Below are 21,572 nucleotides of genomic sequence, written 5' to 3'. Positions count from 1 at the left end.
TACAAATAGCTAGTCAATAATCAGAGTATCTTTCATGCTAAAAAAATTAACTGCAATCGCCCTATTGGGTTCAGTATTGGCTGTAATGGGCTGCGAAACCGTACCGAATACCGCCACCACACAAACCACGAATCATTTACAACTTTTGCAAAATCGTACCTGGATTGCCACACAGATTGGCAATACTGAAATCAAGACCGCAGCTACTGCACCTCATCTTCCAAGTCTGCAATTTGATGCCAGTACCCAGCGTGTTTCCGGTTCAGATGGCTGTAACCGGGTTATGGGCAGCTATACCGCAGGCAAAGACAGCCTGCATTTAAGCCAGATGGCAACAACACGCATGGCCTGTATGCATAATGATCAGCTTGAGCAGAAATTTAATGAAGCTTTAGCCAAGGTGACGCATTATCAGGTATTTGGTAAAACCCTAAAACTATTGGATCGTCATGGTAATGTGTTAATTCAGCTGGAAAGTGCAGTTCAGCCACGTTAAGACTTCCCTACAAAAAGCCTGTATTGGCGGGCTTTTTTATCTTTCATACTGATGGGCCAGGATTCAACCATCAGCCCAGTTCAATCGAATGAGGAATCAGCCATGCAACAAGCACTTTTTGGTGGTGGATGCTTTTGGTGTACCGAAGCGGTATTTTTACAAATTCAGGGCGTTCAGCAAGTCCTGAGTGGCTATGCCGGCGGTCATACCCCTGAGCCAAATTATGAGGCCGTGTGCGGCGGTGAAACCGGCCATGCTGAAGTTATTCTGGTTGATTTCGACGAAAACCAGATCAGCTATGCCCAGCTCCTTGAGGTGTTTTTTGCGACGCATGATCCAACCACTTTGAACCGTCAGGGCAATGACGTCGGCACCCAATATCGTTCCGTGATTTATTATCTGAATGCTGAACAAAAAACTCAGGCAGAAGCAGCCATGGATGCTTTAAAAAATGAAGGCCTGAATATTGTGACTGAACTCAGCCCGATGCCGACCTTCTATCCTGCTGAGGAATATCACCAAAATTTCTTTGCGAAAAATCCAAACCAAGGTTACTGCAATTTTGCCATTCCGCCAAAACTGAATAAATTACGCAGTAAATTTATGACTTTGTTAAAAACCCATTAATTTGCATAAAAAATGGGGATAAAAAAAGCGACTGAAATCAGTCGCTTTTTTTCGTTAGCTGAATCTTAGTTATCGGTTGCAAAGGCAATGTCGCTGAGTCCGGCTCCACTCGCACGCGACATGACTTGAGCTACCGTGTCATAACGGGATTCTTTATCTGCTTTCAGCACAATCGTCGGCTGACGTTCAGTCTGACCTGCTTCATTAAAACGGGTCTGTAATTCGTCTAGGGTCAGGACATTGCCATTCCAGGCAATCTCACCTTCCGCATTGATGCTGATTGTGACATTTTCAGGCGGCAGATCAATAATCTCCGCAGTGGTTTGTGGCAAGGTTAATGGAATTGATGGGTTCGCAACGGTCGCTGTCACCAAGAAGATGATCATCAATACCAACATAATGTCGATGAGGGGAATGAGGTTCATCTCATTCATACCTACATCGTTGTCTTCACCCAGTTGAAAAGCCATTAAGCTTGACCTCCCACTAAACTCTGTTGTGTTACTTTTTCATCAGACTTTTTTGCAGCAGATTCCTGTTGCAACATGGTGTCAATCAACAAGCCATGTGCCTGATCTTGTAACTCATGCGCCAAACCACGATTGAAACGCACACAGATGTTATAAGCCAGTACCGCAGGAATCGCGACGGCTAAGCCTAGACCCGTCATGATCAAGGCTTCACCGACTGGGGTTGCCACTTGTGCCAGACCAGCCTGACCGCTTTTACCCACTGCAACCAGCGCATGGAAAATACCCCACACGGTACCAAACAAACCGACAAATGGTGAAATCGAAGCAATCGTACCGAGGACGGATACCCCTTTTTCAGCATTGGCTTTTTCGGCTGAAATCTGACGTAACAATGCCTGTTCTGCCACTGCCTTACGCTGTTCAAAGCCCAAAGGAGCCAATTTGGTTTTCAGTTGCTCCAATGCTTGAGACAGCTGGGTATAAGCAACTTGTTTAAGCTGGCGAGTGCCCATTAAACGCAGCACAAAAATGGTCCATGTCGCAATCGACATTGCCAATAACACGAAGTACAGCGTTTTACTGACTGCATCAGCGTGTTGCCAATAAACTGAAAAGTTCATCTTCGAACTCCTAATGGGTTAGCCGTTATTTGGTAATTTGAAAATCGAAAGGCTGCTCAACCCGGGTTGGATAAGCCACACCATTTTCCACATATTTGGTTAGTTGCGCGCGGCGTACCGCTGCTTCAACTTTACGGTTCACTGCCGAGCTACAATCCGAATTACGTGCAGTCGCAGAAACCACTTTACCCTGCTCATTTGCCGCCACATCGACTACCATCGAACAAGTCGCTCTTAACTCACCTGAAGACAAGGAAACTTTCGGTGCGCGCTGCCAGCTCACCCCCCCCCCAATCGAGACACTTTTTGGTGATGGCGGCGCAGCAGGTGCTGGCGGTGCTACAGGCGCAGGTGGCGCGACTGGAGCTGGTGCCGGTTGCACTTTGGTTTCGGTGACCACTGTCGGTACCACCGGACTTGGGGTTGGTTTAGCTTCAACGGGTGGTGCTTTCACGACTTTAGGTGCTTCTGCCTTCTTCACCTGTTCTATTTTTTCAACTTTTTTCGGTGGTGGTGGCAGCGGTTTATCTACAATTTTGACTTCTTTGGGCTTAGGCGGCTCTTTTTGTGGCTCGGCCTTCGGCTTTGGCGGTAAAGGTTTGGGTGCTTCCTGCAATTTTACAAAGCGCACTTTAAGCGGCTCTTTCTCTACAGGCTTGAGCTCCGGTGCGTCCATCTGGCTCACTGCCCACAATAGGCCCACATGTCCGACGAACACGGCCGCCAGAATCGAGATGACTTTCTTTTTCATCTTGTTGGGCGGTGTAGGTGGCATGGGAGCAGCAACTTGACTCATTAAATCTATTACCTTGAGGAGATGATGTGAAACAAACAATCAAGCTCATCGGTTAGCACAATTAAAGTACGCCAATAATAAATGAGAAGTGTTTTCATTTGCAACTACTAATCATGCCTTTCACTGACTTTTTTTGCATCAAAACAAAAAAGGCATACTAAAAGTATGCCTTTTTAAATAGGGATGCAAGTTTTATTGGAACACCACAGTTTTATTGCCATCGACAATAATACGGTCTTCCAGATGCCATTTCACTGCACGTGCCAGTACATTACGTTCTACGTCCTGACCGAGTTCACGCAACTGTTCAACGGTAAAGTCATGATTGACACGTTCTACGTCCTGCTCGATGATCGGACCCTGATCCAGATCGGCAGTAACATAGTGTGCAGTCGCACCGATCAGCTTGACACCTTTTTCATGCGCCTGCTTATACGGATTTGCACCGACAAATGCGGGCAGGAATGAATGGTGAATATTGATCACTTTCATTTCCCACTTACTTACAAATTCTTCATCTAGAATCTGCATATAACGTGCCAATACCAACAGGTCATTGCCCTGCATTAACTGGTCAATTTCTGCATAGGCTTCAGGCTTGTTGTCTTTGGTCACCGGCACCACTTCAAATGGAATCCCAAAGTTTTCAACCGCTTCGCGTAAAGTCTCGTGATTCGATACCACCTTGGTAATTTCACATGGCAACCCACCACGGGCATGACGCCATAACAGCTCAAGCAAGGCATGATCGACCTTAGACACCAAAATACCGACTTTCTTCACATCGCTGACCAGAGCCAGACGCCATTGCATGCCATAACGCTCTGCGACATTTACCGCAAAAGTCTGGGTAATGCTTTCTTTACGGCTTTGCAGATGATCCAGTTCAAATTCAACGCGCATGAAGTAACGGCCGCCCTGCGCTGCTGTCGCATATTGGTCAAGCGCAGTAATATTGGCACCTTGATGATACAAGAAGCTCGAAACAGCCTGCACGATGCCCGGCTTGTCTTCACAAGTAATCAATAAACGTGCGGTGTTAGCAGTCGTCATATTCATGTTGGTTTAAGTCACTAATCAGTTAAATTAAAAAATAAGCCGAGTATTCTAGCGCGTTTCCGAGATATTCTGAATAGGCGACTCGACTTCTGTGTTTTTTGCAGATGACAGGCTGGCAAAAAGTTCCGAAGAACCTAGGCTATTTAGCAAACCTTCATAAGTTTGACGGCTTTCACCGCGTAAATAGGCCCCTTCCAGGAACACCATTTGACGCAATGCCTGCCAGACCCATTTTTCTTCCAGCGTATTGGAATCGGTCAGATGACCTGACATATATAGGAAGTTGGTCCAGTTGGTCAGTACAATCCACAGGTTAATGATCAGTGCTTCAATTTCTGAATCGGTCATGTCCATCAAGCCAGCATTCACAAAAGCCTTATAGATTTTCTGACCTTGCTGCATCACCTCGCCGGCAAAGCGTGGATACATCTTGCGGAAATCTTCGTTATTTTCAACCAGATGATAGACATCACGATGCAAGAAGCGATAAGCCCACAGCTGACTGCTCAGTACCTGAAAATAATGCACCTTGTCATTGGCATCCAGAGCACGATCATCTGGCAGCGCCAGCATTTCCAGAGTTTGCTGCTGGTACTCCTCCATCAGTTCTTTAATAATTTCATTCTTATTACGGAAATGATAATACAGGTTACCAGGGCTCATCCCGAGTTCAGCCGCAATATGATTGGTGGTCACAGAGCGTTCGCCACGCTCATTGAACAGCTGCAAACTGAGCTGCAAGATACGCTCTTTAGTTTTTAAGGTTTTGGTTTGGGACATCCTAAAATAACCATTCAGTTCGTGCATTAGCAGGCTAACACACAAAGTCACTTGACTAATTAGAGTATTTGCTCTAAAAATTAATTAATCGATTTTTGAATAATGGTAGTGCGGCATGAACAGTCACACAAAAACAATATCAATGACACCCCATTTTTTTGATGGCCAATACTTAAATGAGCTTTTGGCACAACAAAAACATGCTTACTTAAACTATCCTTTGCCGACGGCAAAGGAACGCATCGATCGTTTAGCTCGACTTAAGCGTATCTTAGTTAAGTATCAAGATCAATTTGCAGAGGCAATTAATCAAGATTATGGTAACCGCTCGATTGGGGAAACCAAAATCGGTGAACTGCTCACCTGTCTGGAACATATCAAATATTATAGCAAAAACTTGACCCGATGGATGAAACCCTCCAAGCGTCATGTCGGCATTATTCATCAACCGGCCAAAGCTTGGGTGCAATATCAGCCTTTGGGCGTGATTGGGATTATTGCACCGTGGAACTATCCATTGTTGCTGTCCATTGGCCCACTCATTTGTGCATTGGCTGCCGGCAACCACGCCATGATCAAGATTTCTAGCGCATCGGCTGCGTTTGGTGAAGTGCTTGAAAAAGCCTTGGCAGAAGCCTTTCCGAAAGAACTGGTCGCAGTGGTTAATGGTGGCGGTGTGATCTCAGATGCCTTCTGTCGTCTAGCCTTCGACAAAATGATTTTTACCGGCTCGACTGCTGTGGGTAAAACCGTGATGGCAGCCGCAGCAGAAAATCTGGTTCCGGTGATTCTGGAACTAGGGGGTAAGTCGCCAGTGCTGGTGCATCCATCGATTGATCTGCGTGATGTCGCGCAGCGGATTGCGGTGGGCAAACTCTGGAATGCCGGTCAAACCTGTGTCGCACCGGACTATATGTTCCTGCCTCGTGGCAAGACGGCAGAATTTATTGATCATTTTAAAGCCTGCGTAGAAAGTATGTATCCGGATATCACTCATAATCAGGATTACACCTCGATTGTGAATGACAAACAGTACAACCGTCTGCAAGGCTATCTGGATGATGCACGTGAACAGGGTGCTCATGTTATTGAAATCAATCCGCGCCATGAAAATTCCTCTGATCTGCGTAAAATTGCCCCCACCATTGTGACCAATGTCACACCAAGCATGCAGATCATGCAGCATGAAATCTTTGGTCCACTGCTGCCAATCATGGAATATGATCAAATTGATGAAGTTATCGACTTTATTAATAGCCGTCCACGCCCACTTGCTTTATACTACTTCGACTTTGATCAAGCGCGTGCCGATTATGTCGCACAGCGTACCCATTCAGGGCATTTCGGGCAAAATACGGTATTAACCCATGTTGCACAAGACGATCTACCATTTGGGGGTGTCGGTGCATCAGGTATGGGGAAATATCACGGTCCAGAAGGCTTCTTCAGTTTGTCGCATGAACGCTCGGTAATGTCGAATCCCAAGCTGTATAGCTTGAAATACATTCTGCCGCCGTTCAATAAACCGATTCACAAGCTGATTTCGAAGACACTTCTCCGTTAAATGATCAAGGCATGAGCTATCGATATAGCTCGTGCTGCGTTTTGACGAAAATCGCTTGTCTTTTAAGCGCATTTTTGATATAAAACGCCCCTTGAATGATTTCAATCCGTTTATTTTTGACTGGCCATACAGATTTGCTGTTGGCTAAATCAATGGAGTTACACCATGTCTAAGGTTTGCCAAGTTACCGGCAAGCGTCCAGTCGTTGGTAACAACGTCTCACACGCCAACAACAAAACTAAACGCCGGTTCGAGCCGAACCTGCACCACCACCGTTTCTGGTTAGAAAGCGAAAAACGTTTTGTACGTCTTCGTTTAACCACTAAAGGTATGCGTATTATCGACAAATTGGGCATTGAAAAGGTTGTTGCTGACCTACGTGCTCAAGGTCAAAAGATCTAAGGAGTCTGAACCATGCGTGATAAAATTCGCTTAGTTTCTTCAGCTGGTACAGGTTATTTCTATACCACGACTAAGAACAAACGTACTATGCCGGAAAAAATGGAAATCAAAAAATTTGATCCAAAAATCCGTCAACACGTAATCTTCAAAGAAGCTAAAATCAAATAATTTTGGCTTTTTAAAAAAAACGACCCTTTCAGGTCGTTTTTTTTTGCATTTTTTTTACCCCACTTGATAAACTTTCTACATGTTTTGGCACTTTTTGTGCTTATTTCCCAGCAAACCTAACTAAAGGAGTATTTAGTGCCACATGACGTAGAACTCATTATATTATTGGCTGTTGGTTTTGGCTTAGCCCTGGTTTTTGGCTATATCGCTGCACGTCTGCGCCTCCCTCCACTTATCGGCTATCTGGTGGCCGGCATTCTGATTAGTCCCAATACACCCGGTGTGGTCGGCGATATTCATCTGGCCAACCAGCTGGCAGAATTAGGTGTCATGTTCCTGATGTTCGGGGTCGGGATGCATTTCTCGCTAAGTGATCTGATGCAGGTGCGGCGGATTGCATTGCCCGGTGCAATTTTGCAAATTGCAGTCGCCACTCTGCTCGGAGTGGGAGTCTCGATGTTATGGGGCTGGAGCTTTGGCTCTGCGCTCGTATTCGGTTTAAGCCTATCCTGTGCCAGTACGGTGGTTCTACTCAAAGCACTCGGTGATCGTGGTCTGCTCGATTCAATTAATGGCCGGATTGCCGTCGGTTGGCTTTTGGTCGAAGATCTGGTCATGGTCTTGGCCTTGGTATTATTGCCGGCCACTGCCTTACTTCTAGGCGGACAAGCACTTGAAGGTGCGAGCGATGAAAATATCTGGGCCACTTTAGGCATTACCCTGCTGAAAGTCGCAGGCTTTATTGCCTTTATGCTGATTATTGGTAAACGTCTGGTGCCGATGATCATCCAAGTCGTGGCACGTCTGGGTTCTCGTGAGCTGTTTACCCTGACTGTGGTCGCTGCGGCCATCTCGATTGCCTTTGGGGCCTATAAGGTTTTTGGGGTATCTATGGCGCTGGGGGCTTTCTTTGCCGGGATGGTGGTGAAAGAGTCAGATTTCAGTCATCGCGCGGAACAAGAAACCTTGCCGCTGCGTGAAATCTTCTCAATCTTATTCTTTGTTTCTGTCGGCATGCTGTTTGATCCGCGTATTTTACTGGAACAGCCACTCCATGTGCTGACAGTCGTCGGCATTATTCTGATTGGTAAAACTCTGGCGGCAATGGCACTGGTATTGTTCTTCCGCTATCCAATCAATACCGCGCTGACTGTTGGCGCTTCGCTGGCACAGATTGGTGAATTTTCATTTATTTTGGCAGCACTTGGGGTGTCACTGAATCTGCTTTCACTAGAAGGTCAAAACCTGATTCTGGCGGGTGCATTGATCTCGATCACTCTTAATTCCTTTATCTTCTCCGCGATTGAACCGGTACAAAAATGGATTCGGGAACGCTCGACCCTGGCACGCTTACTGGAACGCAGTGGTGATCCATTGGCAATGTTACCCGATGAAGTTTCACAGGATTACTTGCGTGATCAGGTGGTGCTGATTGGTCATGGTGAAGTGGGTCGTCGTATTACCCGCTCATTAATGGAAGAAAATATCAAGGTGGTTATTGCAGAAGAAAACCGCGATATTGTCGAAAATCTGCGTGAAAAAGGCATTGCCGCGGTTTCAGGCGCTGCGACTGAAGCTGGTGTTTTGATCCAGGCGCATATTCAACATGCGCGCTTACTGGTCATTTCCCCTATGGATATCATCGATATTCATAGAATTGTAGATATTGCCAAGACCTTGAATCCGAAAATTCAGGTACTGGTCTGTGCCGAAAGCAAGGAAGAAGCTGAAGCGATCCGTCGTGATAATATCGGCGCGGTGTATTATGCCAAAGAAGAAATGGCGAAAAATATGAGTAATCATATTTTAAACCAGATCGAAATTGCGCATCAGCATCCCCCTTCTCATTAATCTCTATGCATAAAAAAAGTTGCCCAATGTGGCAACTTTTTTTTATGCATAATCACAAGATTTTTTGTAATAAGCTGACTTCAAATCATCAGGAGTAAAATCAAAGAAACGAGGTTTTCATTTCTTGAAACTCACCTTGAGCTCGTACTTAAAATCTAACTTATTCCCCAACCGTTTAAAATCAAAAAGCACACCGATAGTGTGCTTTTGAATACATTGTAATCTTAACTCATATACTTCGGCTCTTCATCTACGACTTCAGCCTGCCATTCATTGACCTGCTGTTCCAGCAAGCCATAGAGGGCCGCCTGAATCATCTGCTGCGCAATCACAGGCGTCTGCTCTCCGAGTAGAGCCTTCACCTCGTCATTAAACTGAATCATGACCAAAGGCTGTTTATGCGAACCTGCATTGCGTAAAGCCAAGGCACCACCTTCAAGTTGAACGAGTTCTAAAATCGCGTCTTGATTACCAAATAAGTCTTTCAACTGTTCTATAGACATATATCCTCCATGTTCAACATGGTGGCAAAGAGCCGGGTGCACTTTGCATCATTAGAGTAATTGATATAGGGTTAAAAATTCTAATTTCAAGTACGGTCGATCCGATTAAAATTCAATCATCTCATTGCGAAAACCATCGATGAGTTGTGTCAAGTCACGATGCCATTCTCTTAATATAGCAGGATCAGGTAACCATGCTTGTGGAGACTGTGTGACTTTAATGATGAGATTTGAGGAGGTTTCGTCTTCGGGTTCCGGTGTACTCGGTTCAGGCGCATACTGGCACAGACGATACGCACGTTTTAGTTCAGCAATGAAACCGCTCTTGGATAAGTGTTGTAATACGGCTACTTCGGGTGAGATCTGGCCTTTGGCTGCCATTAGTTCTTCGATCGATTTTAACGTCGGATTGGCATCATTCAGGCGATAGTAACGCACCAGTTCCTGCAAAAATGCCAATAAAGCGCCATGCAAATGAAACACAGTCGCCTCACGTTGTGCCTGAGCCTGTTGCACATGCTCGGTTTGCTCTGCCTGCTGACAGGCAAGACGGGCAAAATACAGTTTTTGATTGGTACGGTCCGCATGATAGCGAGCAACACGGGTCATTGATATTTCCTAAGGTTTTAAACAAATTTTGGCTTTTATAAAGTAAAAGGTTCGCTTTCATTTCGCAATCAAAACATGTTTAAACTGAATCCATCCAGTACTGAAATCCAGAAAATCTAACTGCCTGCACGAGTACAACCATGAGCACAACAAGGCTAAATTTCAGCCATAAAAAAGGAGCATATCAAGTGCTCCTTTTCCAGTTTAAGCCTCGGGCTTATCTTCTGCTTGTTTTACCCGGATTCCATGTCCGTGCAAACGCAAAGTATTCAGGCCTTTAATGGCTTTGATGGCTTCACGTGCATGCGGCATTTCTACAAAGGCAAAGCCTTTTGATTTTCCGGTTGCCGCATCGAGCACCAAAGTACAAGTATTCACTGTGCCATATTCCTGGAACAACTTCAGCAACTCGGCTTCTGTGACCGTACGTTCTAAATTACGAACTAAAATTTTCATCTGATAACCTTAAGAAGATAGGCAAAAAATATCAAAAAGCACGCGCCTACTCTACTTTTTGTATGCAACAACTTTGCTATAGTTTAATCGAGATCAATGCCAAAATCTAAATTAATCGATTGACGTTCAATTAAGGCACTTTTCACGGTCTGCTGCCGGGTTTTGTAATGGGTTTCCGTGGTACATAAATGCCGGGTGAGATCATTCAAGAAATAACTTGCGACTTTACGCCCCTGCGCATCGACCGTTTCCCGCGCCCAGTGATTCAGGTTCTGTTTGGTCAAAATCAATTCATTTTTGGCCCGGGTCAGCGCTACATACAGCACACGACGTTCTTCTTCAACATCATCAAAGTCGCCTTGGGCGCGTGCATGCGGATAATTTCCCGGCGTGACATTGGCCACATAACAGACATTTTGCTCTGTGCCTTTGGCTGAATGAATGGTAATCAGGGTCACCACATCATGATCGGACTGGCGTTCAATTTCCGAAATCGACACTGGATCGAGCACATATTCCTCTAAAAATTCACTCAGCTGTGAGTGCTTGGAGGCCAGTTGTTTCACCAGTTCAAAATCACCCTGACGACGTGGCCAGTCTTTTTTATAGTTCTCTGCCAGTTGTGTTTCAATTGCCTGAATCGCAAGACTGACACAAGCCTGCACTTCGCCTTTCAGCACGCTCATCTGCTTCATGATCAGAATCGCATTTAGAGGTATCTTGCCAAATTTCTCCAGTTTATCGGAGATTTTATCGATTTCAGGTTCCAGCAGAATGTGTTGCGCCAGCTTGCTGGCACCGACATCACCGACACCATTCCACAGGGTCAAGAAACGCATCCAGGCGATATCATCCAGCGGATTGGCGACCACACGCAGCATGCTGAGTAAATCTTTGACATGTGCCGTTTCCAGCAGCTTCATACCGCCAATAAATCGATACGGTACATTGGCCGCGATACAGGCGGCTTCAATATGCCGCGCAGCAAAACTGGAACGCACCAGTACCATATGTTCGCCCCATTTGCTGCCTTGCAGATAATGACGCTCTTTAATATCAATTGCGATCCATTTGGCTTCATCAAACTCATTCGGAAATATATGCATGCGCGGCTTTAGGCCCTCGCCACGATAAGCTTCCAGACGTTTGTTATATTTGATTTCAGACTGATCCAGCAGCCAGTTGGACAGATCCAGAATTTCCTGGGTCGAGCGGTAGTTTTTTTCCAGTTTAAAAATCTGCGCATCTGGTACCCGTTCTTTGAAATGATGAATATTTTCAAAGTCTGCGCCACGGAAACCATAAATCGACTGCGCATCATCGCCGACACAGAACAGGCTGATCCGGTCTTTCTGTGGCTCCAGCAAAGCCCATTGCAGCGGATTGGTATCCTGCATTTCATCGACCAGCATATGTCGACAGATTGAAGCCACATAATCGACCAAGCCTTCTGATTGTGCCAAAGCTGTCGCCACCACCGCCAGAATATCGTCATAATCCAGAAAGCTGCGTGCCTGCTTACGTGCTTCGTACTCTTTCATAATCTCGGCAATTTGATCTTTCAGCGCCAAATATTCCGGCATCTGCTTTTCCAGTGCCAGACTGAGCTTCTGCCGAGTATTACGTGCAAAGGAATATAAATCGCAGAGTTCTTGTGGCTTGGGCAAATGATTGGGATTTTTCTTGTCATCACGGCCACGAATCAGACGGAATATCATCAACTGATCATCACGATCAATAATCGAGAACTGTTCCAGACCAAAGGCCTTCGGAATACGGCGCAACAGATACATACAGAAAGTATGAAAAGTCGAGGCACGCAAACCTTTGGCTTGATCCCCCAAGGCTAATTCCACCCGCGCTACAATTTCACTGGCTGCACGGCGGGTAAAGGTCAGAATCTGAATCTGGTTGGCGGGTACACCCTGCTCAATCAGGTAAGCTGCACGTGCCACGATGGTCTTGGTTTTGCCACAACCTGCCCCGGCCAGCACCAGACTATGTTTTGTTTCTGTGGTCGCTGCTTGCTTTTGTTGGGGATTTAATTCATCAATCAGGTTGGCTAAACTCATTTTCACTCATCGTTTTGTGGATGGCTGTAGTTTAGCAGATCGCTCTTATAATTATGGCTTTTCATCCGCCCTGAAACAGCAGCAAATTTTATCTCTTGATTTGTTTGCTATAGGGTCGACAGCATAGATGCCGTCTGCTGGATTGAGATATAGGAACATACCCTCAATCCAGCAAAGGATTTCTGTTACCTTGCGAAGCAGTGCTTCTCATCCATGAAAAGCAAGATCTGCTTATGCGTTATTATCTGCCATTACGTAAAGCTTGTGCAGCAATGACGATCTTGTAAAAGAAAACTAAATACGCTGTTCCTCAATATTTTTAATTGTTTTGGACACTGCTTTTTCCAGATTCACTTCCGCATTTTTTAAGGCTTCTTCCAGGCTAAAATCTGGTGGATTAATCCCGATAATCTGACTAAATCCAGACTCATATAGTGACTCAATCCCATCACCCACCAGTCCAGCAAATGCAAGCACCGGTTTATTGAATTTTTGTGCTACTTGTGCCACGCCAAACGGGGTTTTGCCTAATTTAGTTTGATGATCAAGCTTGCCTTCACCGGTCAGAACATAATCGGCTTGAGCTATTTTATTGGCTAAATCTGTCTGCTGAATGATGAGTTCCACACCTGATCGAATAGAAGCAGCTGTGAATGCCATTAAGCCGAAACCGAGTCCACCTGCCGCACCCGCACCTGCAACATGACGATGATCACGTCCAATGTGCCGAGCAACCAGATCGGCAAAATGACTGAGGTTTTGATCCAGTTGCTTGACCATTTCCGGTGTCGCACCTTTTTGTGGGCCAAAGATCGCTGAAGCACCATTGGGTCCACACAGCGGATTATTCACATCCGATGCAATGATAATTTCAATATCCGCCAGCCGTGAATCCAGTTCGGATAAATCAATTGCTATGATTTGATCTAGGTTTCCACCGCAAGCCTGTATTTCTAATCCTTGGGCATCTAAAAACCGAGCGCCTAAAGCCTGTGCCATTCCCGCACCGGCATCGTTCGTCACACTGCCACCCAAGCCAATGATGATTTTACTGGCCTCTAAATCGAGCGCAGACTTGATCATTTCTCCTGTGCCACAGGTTGAGGTCAGCAGAGGATTACGCCTTGCAGCTTCCAGCAGATCTATGCCATTGGCTTTGGCCATTTCAATGATTGCGGTTTTTCCTGCATCAATTACGCCAAAATACGTCTGGATGCGCTGATCAGGCAATGGGCCGGTCACTTCACAGGGAATGCGCTGTCCTTTTGAACTTGAGATTAGTGTATCGACAGTGCCTTCCCCTCCATCCGCCATAGGAACATGAATGCACAAAGTATCAGGCAACACGTTTTGAATGCCACGCTGCATGGCCTGACAGGCTTGTTCAGCACTCATACTTTCTTTAAAGGAATCTGGAGCAAGAACAAAAGTAAGCGGCATATGGTTATTTTTATCTATCAATAAAGTCTAGATTCTGGATAAATCCAAGAGAATCTACAAGTCTTTATTTCCAGCCCAACTCAATTGCTGTGATCTCAGTAATCAGGGTCTGATCCAGAGATCCCGGCATTTTACTCGTGGTTTCGGACAGCGGGATATGTCCTGCCATCAGTTCTGCCTTGGCTTGTGGGAACACAGGTTGCTGATCTGGAAATGCATAACCTATTGGATAAATCGGCTGACCTGTGGCCAGATCATATTTATCACTGGCACCAAAGGCATGCAGTAACTCATGTACCAAAACAATTTTATTTTGTTCAGACTGCTTTTGAGAGGCAAATAAATTCACTGATCCAATCCGGCCTTTCTGCAAGGCAGTTGAATGCTTTAATTGCCGGGTTTGTGCCGGATCATAATAATTTAAAAACAGGGTCAGACTGGCAGAAGGGTCCGAACTCTGTTGCTGTTTCCAGGCATAAAATCGAAACTTTAAACTCCATACAACAGTATCGAAAATTGAGGCCTGCTCAGGGACTTTAGGCGGTAAAACTTTAAGCTCACGACCCAAATTAAAATAAAAATAAGTGGGTTGATTCCGATATTGCTGTGCTGATTTTTGTAGAAAGTCTCTTGCCGTTTCTAGATCCTGAACTGACAGTTGCTGGATGTATTGCTGTGTGGTCGGTAATCCATCTGCATTAATCGGATGCAACAGAACCATGACCGGCTTTGACCAGTTCTGATTTTGATCACGATAGGCATTGACTGCAACGATCAATAAAATACTTAATAAAATCAGAATCCGAATCTTTTTCCACATATCCCCAAGCAACCTTATTTATTTTTTTAAAATATCGACACATCATAAATAAAAAATGCCGACTTTCGTCAGCATTTTTTTCAAGTTTAAACTTTATTTAGGCTTCAACCCATTTTCCATTCTGGTAAACCAGAGACCATTTGGTTTGCTTGCCTTCCGCATTTTCAGAACCAATATATTGCGATTGGTTCTTGCGACTGAATTTCACCAAAGTCGGGTTACCTTCCGGATCTGCATCAGGCGCTTGTAAGATAAACTGATATTTCGGATCTAGCTGTTCAGCCACAGAGCGAATCTCGGCAACTTTCGGTGCCCGTGTTTCACGCACTTTCGGGAATTTGCTGGCCGCCAGAAACAGGCCGGCCGCACCATCACGCAGCACAAAGAAGTCATCGTGCTTGGTCGAGCGCAAATGTTCCATCTTGATCGGATCGACACGCGGAGGTGCCGGCTGACCACTCTTTAATACTTTACGGGTATTGTCACAACTGTTGCAGGCGAAGTATGGACCAAAACGACCCGTTTTAAGCTGCATTTCGCCATCACATTTGTCGCATGGAATGGTTGGGCCATCATAACCTTTGATCTTGAACTCTCCTTCTTCGAGTTCATAACCATCACAGTCCGGGTTATTGCCACAAACATGCAGTTTACGACCGCCATCAATCACATAGCTGTCCATTGCCGTTTCACACACCGGACAACGTTTCTTCGACATCAGGTCAGCGGTTTCGGCCGCATCATCATCAGACAGTGCAGCCAAAGACTCGACTGGGGTCAGGTTCAAGGTTCCCTTGCAACGTTCTTTCGGTGGCAGGTTATAACCAGAACAGCCCAGGAAAACGCCTGTGGTTCCGGTACGAATCTGCATTGGACGCTCACATTCTTTACAATGTACCGCATCCACTTCCACTGGCTGATTACGGCGCATACCGTTCTCGCCTTGTGCCGTAGTCAAACGCTGCTTGAAATCGCCGTAGAAGCTGTCTAACAGCTCTTTCCAATTACGTTCACCATCTGCCACCTTATCCAGCTGACCTTCAAGATCTGCAGTAAAGGCGTAGTTCATCAGGTTATTGAAGTTTTCATCCAGACGGTCGGTGACGATCTCACCCATCTTCTCGGCAAAGAGACGACGGTTATCGAGCTTCACATAACCACGATCCTGAATGGTCGAGATAATTGCAGCATAGGTCGATGGACGGCCAATGCCTTTTTTCTCGAGTTCTTTGACCAGTGAGGCTTCAGTAAAACGAGCTGGTGGCTTGGTGAAATGTTGAGATGGATCAAGCTTCTCAAGTTTCAGCACTTCACCGACTTTCACTGCCGGTAACAGAATATCGTCATCCGCTTTGTTGGCACCACGCACCCGGGTAAAACCATCAAAGACCAGCGTCCGGCCTTTGGCTTTCAGTTCTACGCCATTGGCATTGACTAAAATCGTTGAAGACAGGTATTCAGCCGGTGTCATCTGACAGGCAACAAACTGGCGCCAGATCAAGTCATACAGACGCTGTGCATCACGCTCAACACCCACCAGGCTGTCGCCTTTTAAGCCAACCATGGATGGACGAATGGCTTCATGCGCTTCTTGCGCACCGGCTTTATTGCCATAACGGTTTGGTTTGGCAGGCAAATACTTCTCGCCAAATTCAGATTCGATATGCCCACGCACCATATTCACCGCATCATCACTCAAGAATGTTGAGTCGGTACGCATATAGGTAATGAAACCGGCTTCATACAGGCGCTGCGCCAGCATCATGGTTTTCTTCACAGAAAAACCGAGACGGGTACTGGCTGCCTGTTGTAGCGTTGAGGTGATATAGGGTGCGCTTGGATTAACCTTGGTTGGCTTATCTTCACGTGCAGAAACCGTATAATCCGCATCTTTGATCAGGTTTAATAGTGCATCAGTTTCGTCTTTGTTGCGTAGCTTGAGCGTCTTGCCATTTTGCTTGACCGCTTCGAGACGAATATCATCTTTTTTCGATTTGGTATCGGCAAACACCTGCCAGTATTCTTCAGGAATGAAGGCACGAATTTCACGTTCACGCTCGACCACCAGCTTCACGGCAACCGACTGTACGCGACCTGCCGACAGACCACGGGCAATTTTTTCCCAAAGCAATGGCGAGATCATAAAGCCGACGACACGATCCAGGAAACGGCGTGCCTGCTGGGCATTGACTTTATTGGTGTCCAGACGTGAAGGATGCTTAAAGGCTTCCTGAATGGCATTTTTGGTAATTTCGTTGAAGACCACACGTTGATAACGTGACTCATCGCCGCCAATCACTTCTTTTAAATGCCAGGCAATCGCTTCCCCTTCCCTGTCCATATCCGTTGCCAGATAGACTTCATCGACTTGCGCTGCCAGTTTTTTCAGTTCGGCAACCACATGTTCTTTGCCGGGCAGCACTTCGTATTTGGCTTTCCAGTCATGTTCCGGATCGACACCCATGCGGTTAATCAACGCATTCTGTGATTTTTCAGCTTTCTGTTCATCTGTCAGTTTGGTGCGTGTCGCCGGCTTTTTCTCTGTCGATTTGGCAGAGCCGCCTGTTGGCAAGTCACGGACATGACCGACTGATGATTTTACGATGTAGTTTGGACCAAGGTACTTATTGATTGTTTTCGCTTTTGCAGGCGACTCCACAATCACTAAGGCACGCTTACTTCCAGCGTCGGGAGACTTTGCTGTGCTGCTTTTTGATGTGGACCGAGGAGCGTTCGCCATAATTAACCGTTAATCCTGTTTATTTCTAAATTAAAGTTCAGCCAAAGCGTGTAATAGTGCTTTGATATCGTCGAGTTGGGCTGCTCTTAAATCAGCATGTTCATCCCAATACAATCCGACACAGTTGGCCTGCATATCAATAGCATAAATGCCTTTTAATGCAATGGGAAAATCTTTAAATTTCTCATCACCCTGCACAATTTCGAGTTTATTATCGACAACACGGGCACGCATCAAGGGTAAACGCGCATCTGGCATGAGTACGCTGTAGTACGCAACCATACTGGCACGACTTTCAGTGGCCTTTGGAATTTTGGTCCAGTCGGGTGCAACCACCAAACGTGGATGCAGACCCATTTTGCGGGCTTTGTCACGCATGATGCCAAGCGCTTTTTCTCTTGGGCTGACACGTAAGCCAAAAATTGACCCCATGACAAAAATGATGATGATCACCGCTACCCAAATTCCAGTGTTTTCCATAGTTCAACCTTTATGTTCTATTATTAGAGTTGCATAAGCACAATATAAAACGCAAGTTTGCACGATAAAATTAATTCAAGAACATTTCATGACTATATAAAACTTCGTGACCATTCCAGTAAATATAACCCTTCTCGATCAGCTCCTTCAGCAGCAAGCGAATGTCCGATTTTGGAAATAACTGTTCCAGTAAATCACGTAACTCATAAATGTCTTTGGGTTTATCGCCCTGCAATTCACGCAGTTTACGTGCGACTTCCAGTTGCACCGGATCAATCCGGTTAAAGTTTTTAAACAGGTCTTGCTGGGCTGACTGGATCGGAGTTTGCAATGATTCAACTGGAGCATCATCCACTTTGAGCCGGGACAGGACCTGATCCAGTTTTGGATTTTCAAGCGGATCTTGTTCATCCAGATTGAGCTGTAGCCACTGTTTCAGGACTTTTTTACGGAAGCTGATCTGCTCATCATAGCGTTTGACGATTTTCAGGTTAATCAGCATGCCGACCACATGCTGGGCCTTCACGGGCATGACGTGCAGAATATTGGCAACTGAATTTTTTAAGGTTTCCAAGGTATTTGGCTTACCACTCATTTCCCCTAGAGCATCACAGTACTTTTTCACCAGTTGCAAGGCCGGTTTGTTGCGGATCGCCTCCAGACTAGGCAGGTAATTTTTAACATACTCTGCTGGAATAGAGACTTCATCGGGCTGAATCTGAATCAGGCTACATTTAATATCAGAGGCTTGCAGCATCTGCTGCAACATCTCGCTGCGGTCCATCGCCGAGATCAACTCGACTTCGGTTTCCGGCTCCAACAGCGCCATCAGCTGACCGACAATGACCGCATATTCATATTCTTTCTGGGGCGATTCAGGTGTATCCAGAATGATGATCTGTCCACTCGCAATCCAGCCGGCCAGCTCGGTTAAATCTTCTAATGAAAATTCAAATGTTCCGGCACAATTAAACAGATACAGGCTGGAATAATGCGTCACAATTTCACGCAGTAACTTGGCCGTCGGAAAATTATTTTCGAGGTCGAGTAGAACAACTTTTGGATGCATGGGACAAGCTTCTGAAATGTACCTGAAAGCCAGTATTAGAGTAGGAAGTGAGTGAAAGGTCAAATAATTTCATGGTGAATATTCGGGTTGCAGCGGATTTACCAGATTCCAACCGAGTGGAAGATTACATATTTGATCTTGCTGCAAGCAGGTCAGAAATCGCTAGATTCCAGGCTGAGAGCTGATTAAATGAATCGAATCATCGGTGAAATAGCAGCTGCAATAAAAAACCCTTATCAAATATAAGGGTTTTATTAAATGATTGCTTGCAAATTAATAATGTGGCGGACGATCAGCAACTGGATCAAAATCCGCAATTCCTTCAGAGCGGTCTGAGGACTCAACACGTTGATATAACAGGCTCATTTGCTTTTTCAGATCGGCAACTTCCAGAGTCTGTTTAGCCACCTGATCATTCAACTGTTCAACTAAATCGTCTAAAAATGCAATTCGCACTTGCAAATCTTCAATGGGTGCGGAAAATGACGCCTGATCATTTAGATTTTGTTGTTTAGTCATTTAAAGTCCTCATTGGGGATTTCAGGAAACATTATGGCCTATATTACCCTTAGGGATGTCCAACTTGCGTTTGGTGGACCCGCCCTGCTCAACGGCGCGAATTTTAACTTGGAGCGCGGCGAACGAGTGTGTTTGATTGGCCGTAATGGTGAGGGTAAGTCTACCTTACTTAAGCTGATTGAAGGAAGTTTACTGCCGGATAGCGGCGAAGTTTCATTACAAAATGGCATCACGATTTCGATGCTGGCGCAAGATGTACCGATGGACTCAGGCCGAGTGGCGGATATCGTGGCTGACGGTGCCGGTGAAGCGTCGGAAGTTTTGCGTGCCTACCATGCAGCCAGTGAAGCCTGTGTACTGGGCGATATGGACGCTTGTGACCGCATGGGCAATCTGCAACACAAAATGGACCAGCTCGATGGCTGGGCGCTGGAAACCAAGGTCAATTCGATTTTAAGCAAAATGGGTCTGGACCCAGATGCAGATCTTGCCGATTTGTCGGGTGGTCGTAAGCGTCGTGTCCTATTGGCACGTGCCTTGCTGACTCAGCCAGATGTCTTATTACTGGATGAACCGACCAACCATTTAGATGTTGAAAGTATCGAGTGGCTGGAAAAATTCCTGCTCGATCAAAACAATTTAACTCTGTTGTTCATTTCGCATGACCGTGCCTTTGTCGATAGCATCGCCACCCGTATTGTGGAACTGGATCGTGGTCAATTGCGCAGTTATGAAGGTAACTATTCACGTTACTTAGAACTCAAAGCCATGCAAATGGAAGCTGAAGAAAAGCAGAATGCGCTGTTTGATAAAAAGCTGGCGGAAGAAGAAGTCTGGATCCGTCAGGGCATCAAAGCACGCCGTACCCGTAACGAAGGTCGTGTTCGCGCTCTAAAAGCACTGCGTGAAGAATCCAAAGCGCGCCGTTCGCAACAAGGTAAAGTGGCGATGGCGACTCAGGATGCCAACCGTTCCGGCAAACTGGTCTTTGAGATTGAGAACCTGAGTGTGAAATTCGGTGACAATGCACCGATCATTAACAACTTCTCGGCACTGGTTTTACGCGGTGACCGTATCGGTCTGGTCGGTGATAACGGTGTCGGTAAAACCACACTGATTAAAGCCATTCTGGGCGAGCTTGAGCATGGCGGCACGGTGAAAACCGGTACACAGCTGGAAGTAGCCTATTTCGACCAACTGCGTAATGCACTGGATCTGGAAAAGTCGGTCAAAGATAACGTTTCTGAAGGCTCTGACCACGTGGATGTGAATGGTAACCGTCGTCATATCTATAGCTATTTACAAGACTTCCTGTTCTCGCCAGAACGTGCACGTACCCCAGTCAAAGCGTTGTCTGGTGGTGAACGCAACCGTATCTTGCTGGCGAAACTGTTGCTGAAACCATCGAATCTGATTGTGATGGATGAACCAACCAACGATCTGGATATGGTGACCCTAGAGTTACTGGAAGAAATGCTCGGTGGCTACAAAGGCACCTTGTTATTGATCTCGCATGACCGTGCCTTTATGGACAACGTGGTGACCTCCACTTGGGTCTTTGATGGTAAAGGCAATATCGACGAATATGTCGGTGGTTATCAGGATTATCTTGAACAGCGTCCGGATCAAACCGTGGTCGATCAAAAAAGTGCCGTGAAAAAAGCCATGGCCAAAGCTGAAGCCGCACCCGTTGCTGCCAAAAAAGTCAAACTCAGCTACAAAGATCAACGCGCGCTCGAGCAACTTCCGGCTGAAATGGAAGCGCTGGAAAAAGAGCAAGCCGAGATCAATACACAACTGGCTGATGGCTCTTTATTTGTCAGTGATTCCGATAAAGCCATGCAACTGTCTCAGCGTTTATCAGAAATTGATGAACTGTTACTGGAAAAATTAGAACGTTGGGAAGAGCTGGATAACCTTAGCAACGGCTAAATATTCCACGAGTATTTGCTCAAGCATCTGTATTCGTACAGATGCTTTTTTTTATTTCAAGAATCTTCTCTGTTAGACTGCACTTAATCTTTTAGC

General features: G+C 45.8%; 22 protein-coding genes. 7 read left to right on the top strand and 15 right to left on the bottom strand.

Features of this window, described 5'->3' with window-relative positions:
• The first annotated feature begins 34 nt into the window (after window positions 1-34).
• On the top strand, window positions 35-496 hold the full coding sequence (locus KT990_RS11430; RefSeq protein ID WP_218208801.1) for an META domain-containing protein: 462 nt from the start codon (window positions 35-37) through the stop codon (window positions 494-496).
• Window positions 497-598: 102 nt separating this feature from the next.
• On the top strand, window positions 599-1,123 hold the full coding sequence (msrA, locus tag KT990_RS11425; RefSeq protein ID WP_005095533.1) for a peptide-methionine (S)-S-oxide reductase MsrA: 525 nt from the start codon (window positions 599-601) through the stop codon (window positions 1,121-1,123).
• 65 nt (window positions 1,124-1,188) lie between these two features.
• On the opposite strand, the gene KT990_RS11420 is transcribed toward msrA, so the two are convergent.
• From KT990_RS11420 to KT990_RS11400, 5 genes are all read right to left on the bottom strand, one after another.
• A complete protein-coding gene (locus tag KT990_RS11420; RefSeq protein ID WP_005172785.1) occupies window positions 1,189-1,593 on the bottom strand; it encodes an ExbD/TolR family protein in 405 nt (134 codons plus the stop codon).
• Window positions 1,593-2,216: a MotA/TolQ/ExbB proton channel family protein gene (locus tag KT990_RS11415; protein WP_005095531.1), complete on the bottom strand. Its 624-nt coding sequence runs from the start codon at window positions 2,214-2,216 to the stop codon at window positions 1,593-1,595. Before KT990_RS11415 ends, KT990_RS11420 begins: the two co-directional genes overlap by 1 nt.
• 25 nt (window positions 2,217-2,241) lie before the next feature.
• The gene (locus tag KT990_RS11410) at window positions 2,242-3,012 is read right to left on the bottom strand and encodes a TonB-dependent receptor (protein ID WP_100355795.1); all 771 of its coding nucleotides are present in this window, start codon (window positions 3,010-3,012) and stop codon (window positions 2,242-2,244) included.
• Between the two features lie 192 nt (window positions 3,013-3,204).
• Window positions 3,205-4,071 (bottom strand): formyltetrahydrofolate deformylase, encoded by an 867-nt coding sequence (purU, locus tag KT990_RS11405; protein WP_005095527.1) that lies wholly within the window; start codon window positions 4,069-4,071, stop codon window positions 3,205-3,207.
• A 48-nt stretch (window positions 4,072-4,119) separates the two neighbouring features.
• Entirely contained in the window at window positions 4,120-4,851 is a 732-nt protein-coding gene (locus KT990_RS11400; protein WP_218208800.1) for a TetR/AcrR family transcriptional regulator, read from the bottom strand.
• Window positions 4,852-4,966: 115 nt separating this feature from the next.
• Here KT990_RS11400 and KT990_RS11395 point away from each other — a divergent pair, with 115 nt between their 5' ends.
• From KT990_RS11395 to KT990_RS11380, 4 genes are all read left to right on the top strand, one after another.
• Window positions 4,967-6,415 carry a coniferyl aldehyde dehydrogenase gene (locus tag KT990_RS11395; protein ID WP_159516213.1) on the top strand — a complete coding sequence of 483 codons (1,449 nt, stop codon included), beginning with the start codon at window positions 4,967-4,969 and terminating at the stop codon, window positions 6,413-6,415.
• A gap of 165 nt (window positions 6,416-6,580) precedes the next feature.
• Window positions 6,581-6,817 (top strand): 50S ribosomal protein L28, encoded by a 237-nt coding sequence (rpmB, locus tag KT990_RS11390; RefSeq protein WP_000048256.1) that lies wholly within the window; start codon window positions 6,581-6,583, stop codon window positions 6,815-6,817.
• A 12-nt stretch (window positions 6,818-6,829) separates the two neighbouring features.
• A complete protein-coding gene (rpmG, locus tag KT990_RS11385) occupies window positions 6,830-6,985 on the top strand; it encodes a 50S ribosomal protein L33 (protein WP_001205031.1) in 156 nt (51 codons plus the stop codon).
• A gap of 135 nt (window positions 6,986-7,120) precedes the next feature.
• Entirely contained in the window at window positions 7,121-8,836 is a 1,716-nt protein-coding gene (locus KT990_RS11380; RefSeq protein ID WP_218208799.1) for a cation:proton antiporter, read from the top strand.
• Window positions 8,837-9,060: 224 nt separating this feature from the next.
• Here the strand turns inward: KT990_RS11380 and KT990_RS11375 are convergent, their stop codons facing one another.
• The 10 genes from KT990_RS11375 to KT990_RS11330 all read right to left on the bottom strand — a co-directional run bounded on the left by KT990_RS11375 (window position 9,061) and on the right by KT990_RS11330 (window position 19,544).
• Window positions 9,061-9,339, bottom strand: a complete 279-nt coding sequence (locus tag KT990_RS11375; RefSeq protein WP_004278462.1) for a hypothetical protein — start codon at window positions 9,337-9,339, stop codon at window positions 9,061-9,063.
• Between the two features lie 105 nt (window positions 9,340-9,444).
• On the bottom strand, window positions 9,445-9,948 hold the full coding sequence (locus tag KT990_RS11370) for a DUF6586 family protein (RefSeq protein ID WP_074383987.1): 504 nt from the start codon (window positions 9,946-9,948) through the stop codon (window positions 9,445-9,447).
• A 204-nt stretch (window positions 9,949-10,152) separates the two neighbouring features.
• Complete coding sequence (locus tag KT990_RS11365; RefSeq protein WP_005095517.1) at window positions 10,153-10,404, bottom strand: RNA recognition motif domain-containing protein; 252 nt, start codon at window positions 10,402-10,404, stop codon at window positions 10,153-10,155.
• Window positions 10,405-10,487: 83 nt separating this feature from the next.
• Window positions 10,488-12,476, bottom strand: coding sequence for an ATP-dependent helicase (locus KT990_RS11360; RefSeq protein ID WP_218208798.1), 1,989 nt, complete (start codon window positions 12,474-12,476; stop codon window positions 10,488-10,490).
• Between the two features lie 294 nt (window positions 12,477-12,770).
• Window positions 12,771-13,916, bottom strand: a complete 1,146-nt coding sequence (locus KT990_RS11355; protein WP_218208797.1) for a glycerate kinase — start codon at window positions 13,914-13,916, stop codon at window positions 12,771-12,773.
• Between the two features lie 64 nt (window positions 13,917-13,980).
• Window positions 13,981-14,736, bottom strand: a complete 756-nt coding sequence (locus tag KT990_RS11350) for a hypothetical protein (RefSeq protein ID WP_218208796.1) — start codon at window positions 14,734-14,736, stop codon at window positions 13,981-13,983.
• A 97-nt stretch (window positions 14,737-14,833) separates the two neighbouring features.
• Window positions 14,834-17,476 (bottom strand): type I DNA topoisomerase, encoded by a 2,643-nt coding sequence (topA, locus tag KT990_RS11345; protein ID WP_218208795.1) that lies wholly within the window; start codon window positions 17,474-17,476, stop codon window positions 14,834-14,836.
• A gap of 30 nt (window positions 17,477-17,506) precedes the next feature.
• The gene (locus tag KT990_RS11340; RefSeq protein WP_005095506.1) at window positions 17,507-17,956 is read right to left on the bottom strand and encodes an ammonium transporter; all 450 of its coding nucleotides are present in this window, start codon (window positions 17,954-17,956) and stop codon (window positions 17,507-17,509) included.
• A gap of 70 nt (window positions 17,957-18,026) precedes the next feature.
• The gene (locus tag KT990_RS11335; RefSeq protein ID WP_218208794.1) at window positions 18,027-19,025 is read right to left on the bottom strand and encodes a hypothetical protein; all 999 of its coding nucleotides are present in this window, start codon (window positions 19,023-19,025) and stop codon (window positions 18,027-18,029) included.
• A 273-nt stretch (window positions 19,026-19,298) separates the two neighbouring features.
• Window positions 19,299-19,544 carry a SlyX family protein gene (locus tag KT990_RS11330; RefSeq protein WP_218208793.1) on the bottom strand — a complete coding sequence of 82 codons (246 nt, stop codon included), beginning with the start codon at window positions 19,542-19,544 and terminating at the stop codon, window positions 19,299-19,301.
• Between the two features lie 33 nt (window positions 19,545-19,577).
• On the opposite strand from KT990_RS11330, the gene KT990_RS11325 reads away from it, so the two are divergent.
• Window positions 19,578-21,476, top strand: a complete 1,899-nt coding sequence (locus KT990_RS11325; protein WP_005095500.1) for an ATP-binding cassette domain-containing protein — start codon at window positions 19,578-19,580, stop codon at window positions 21,474-21,476.
• Window positions 21,477-21,572 lie beyond the last annotated feature (96 nt).

The sequence above is a fragment of the Acinetobacter sp. F9 genome, from assembly GCF_019195275.1.
Classification (GTDB): domain Bacteria; phylum Pseudomonadota; class Gammaproteobacteria; order Pseudomonadales; family Moraxellaceae; genus Acinetobacter; species Acinetobacter pseudolwoffii.
This window is presented reverse-complemented; position numbering and strand designations above follow the sequence as displayed.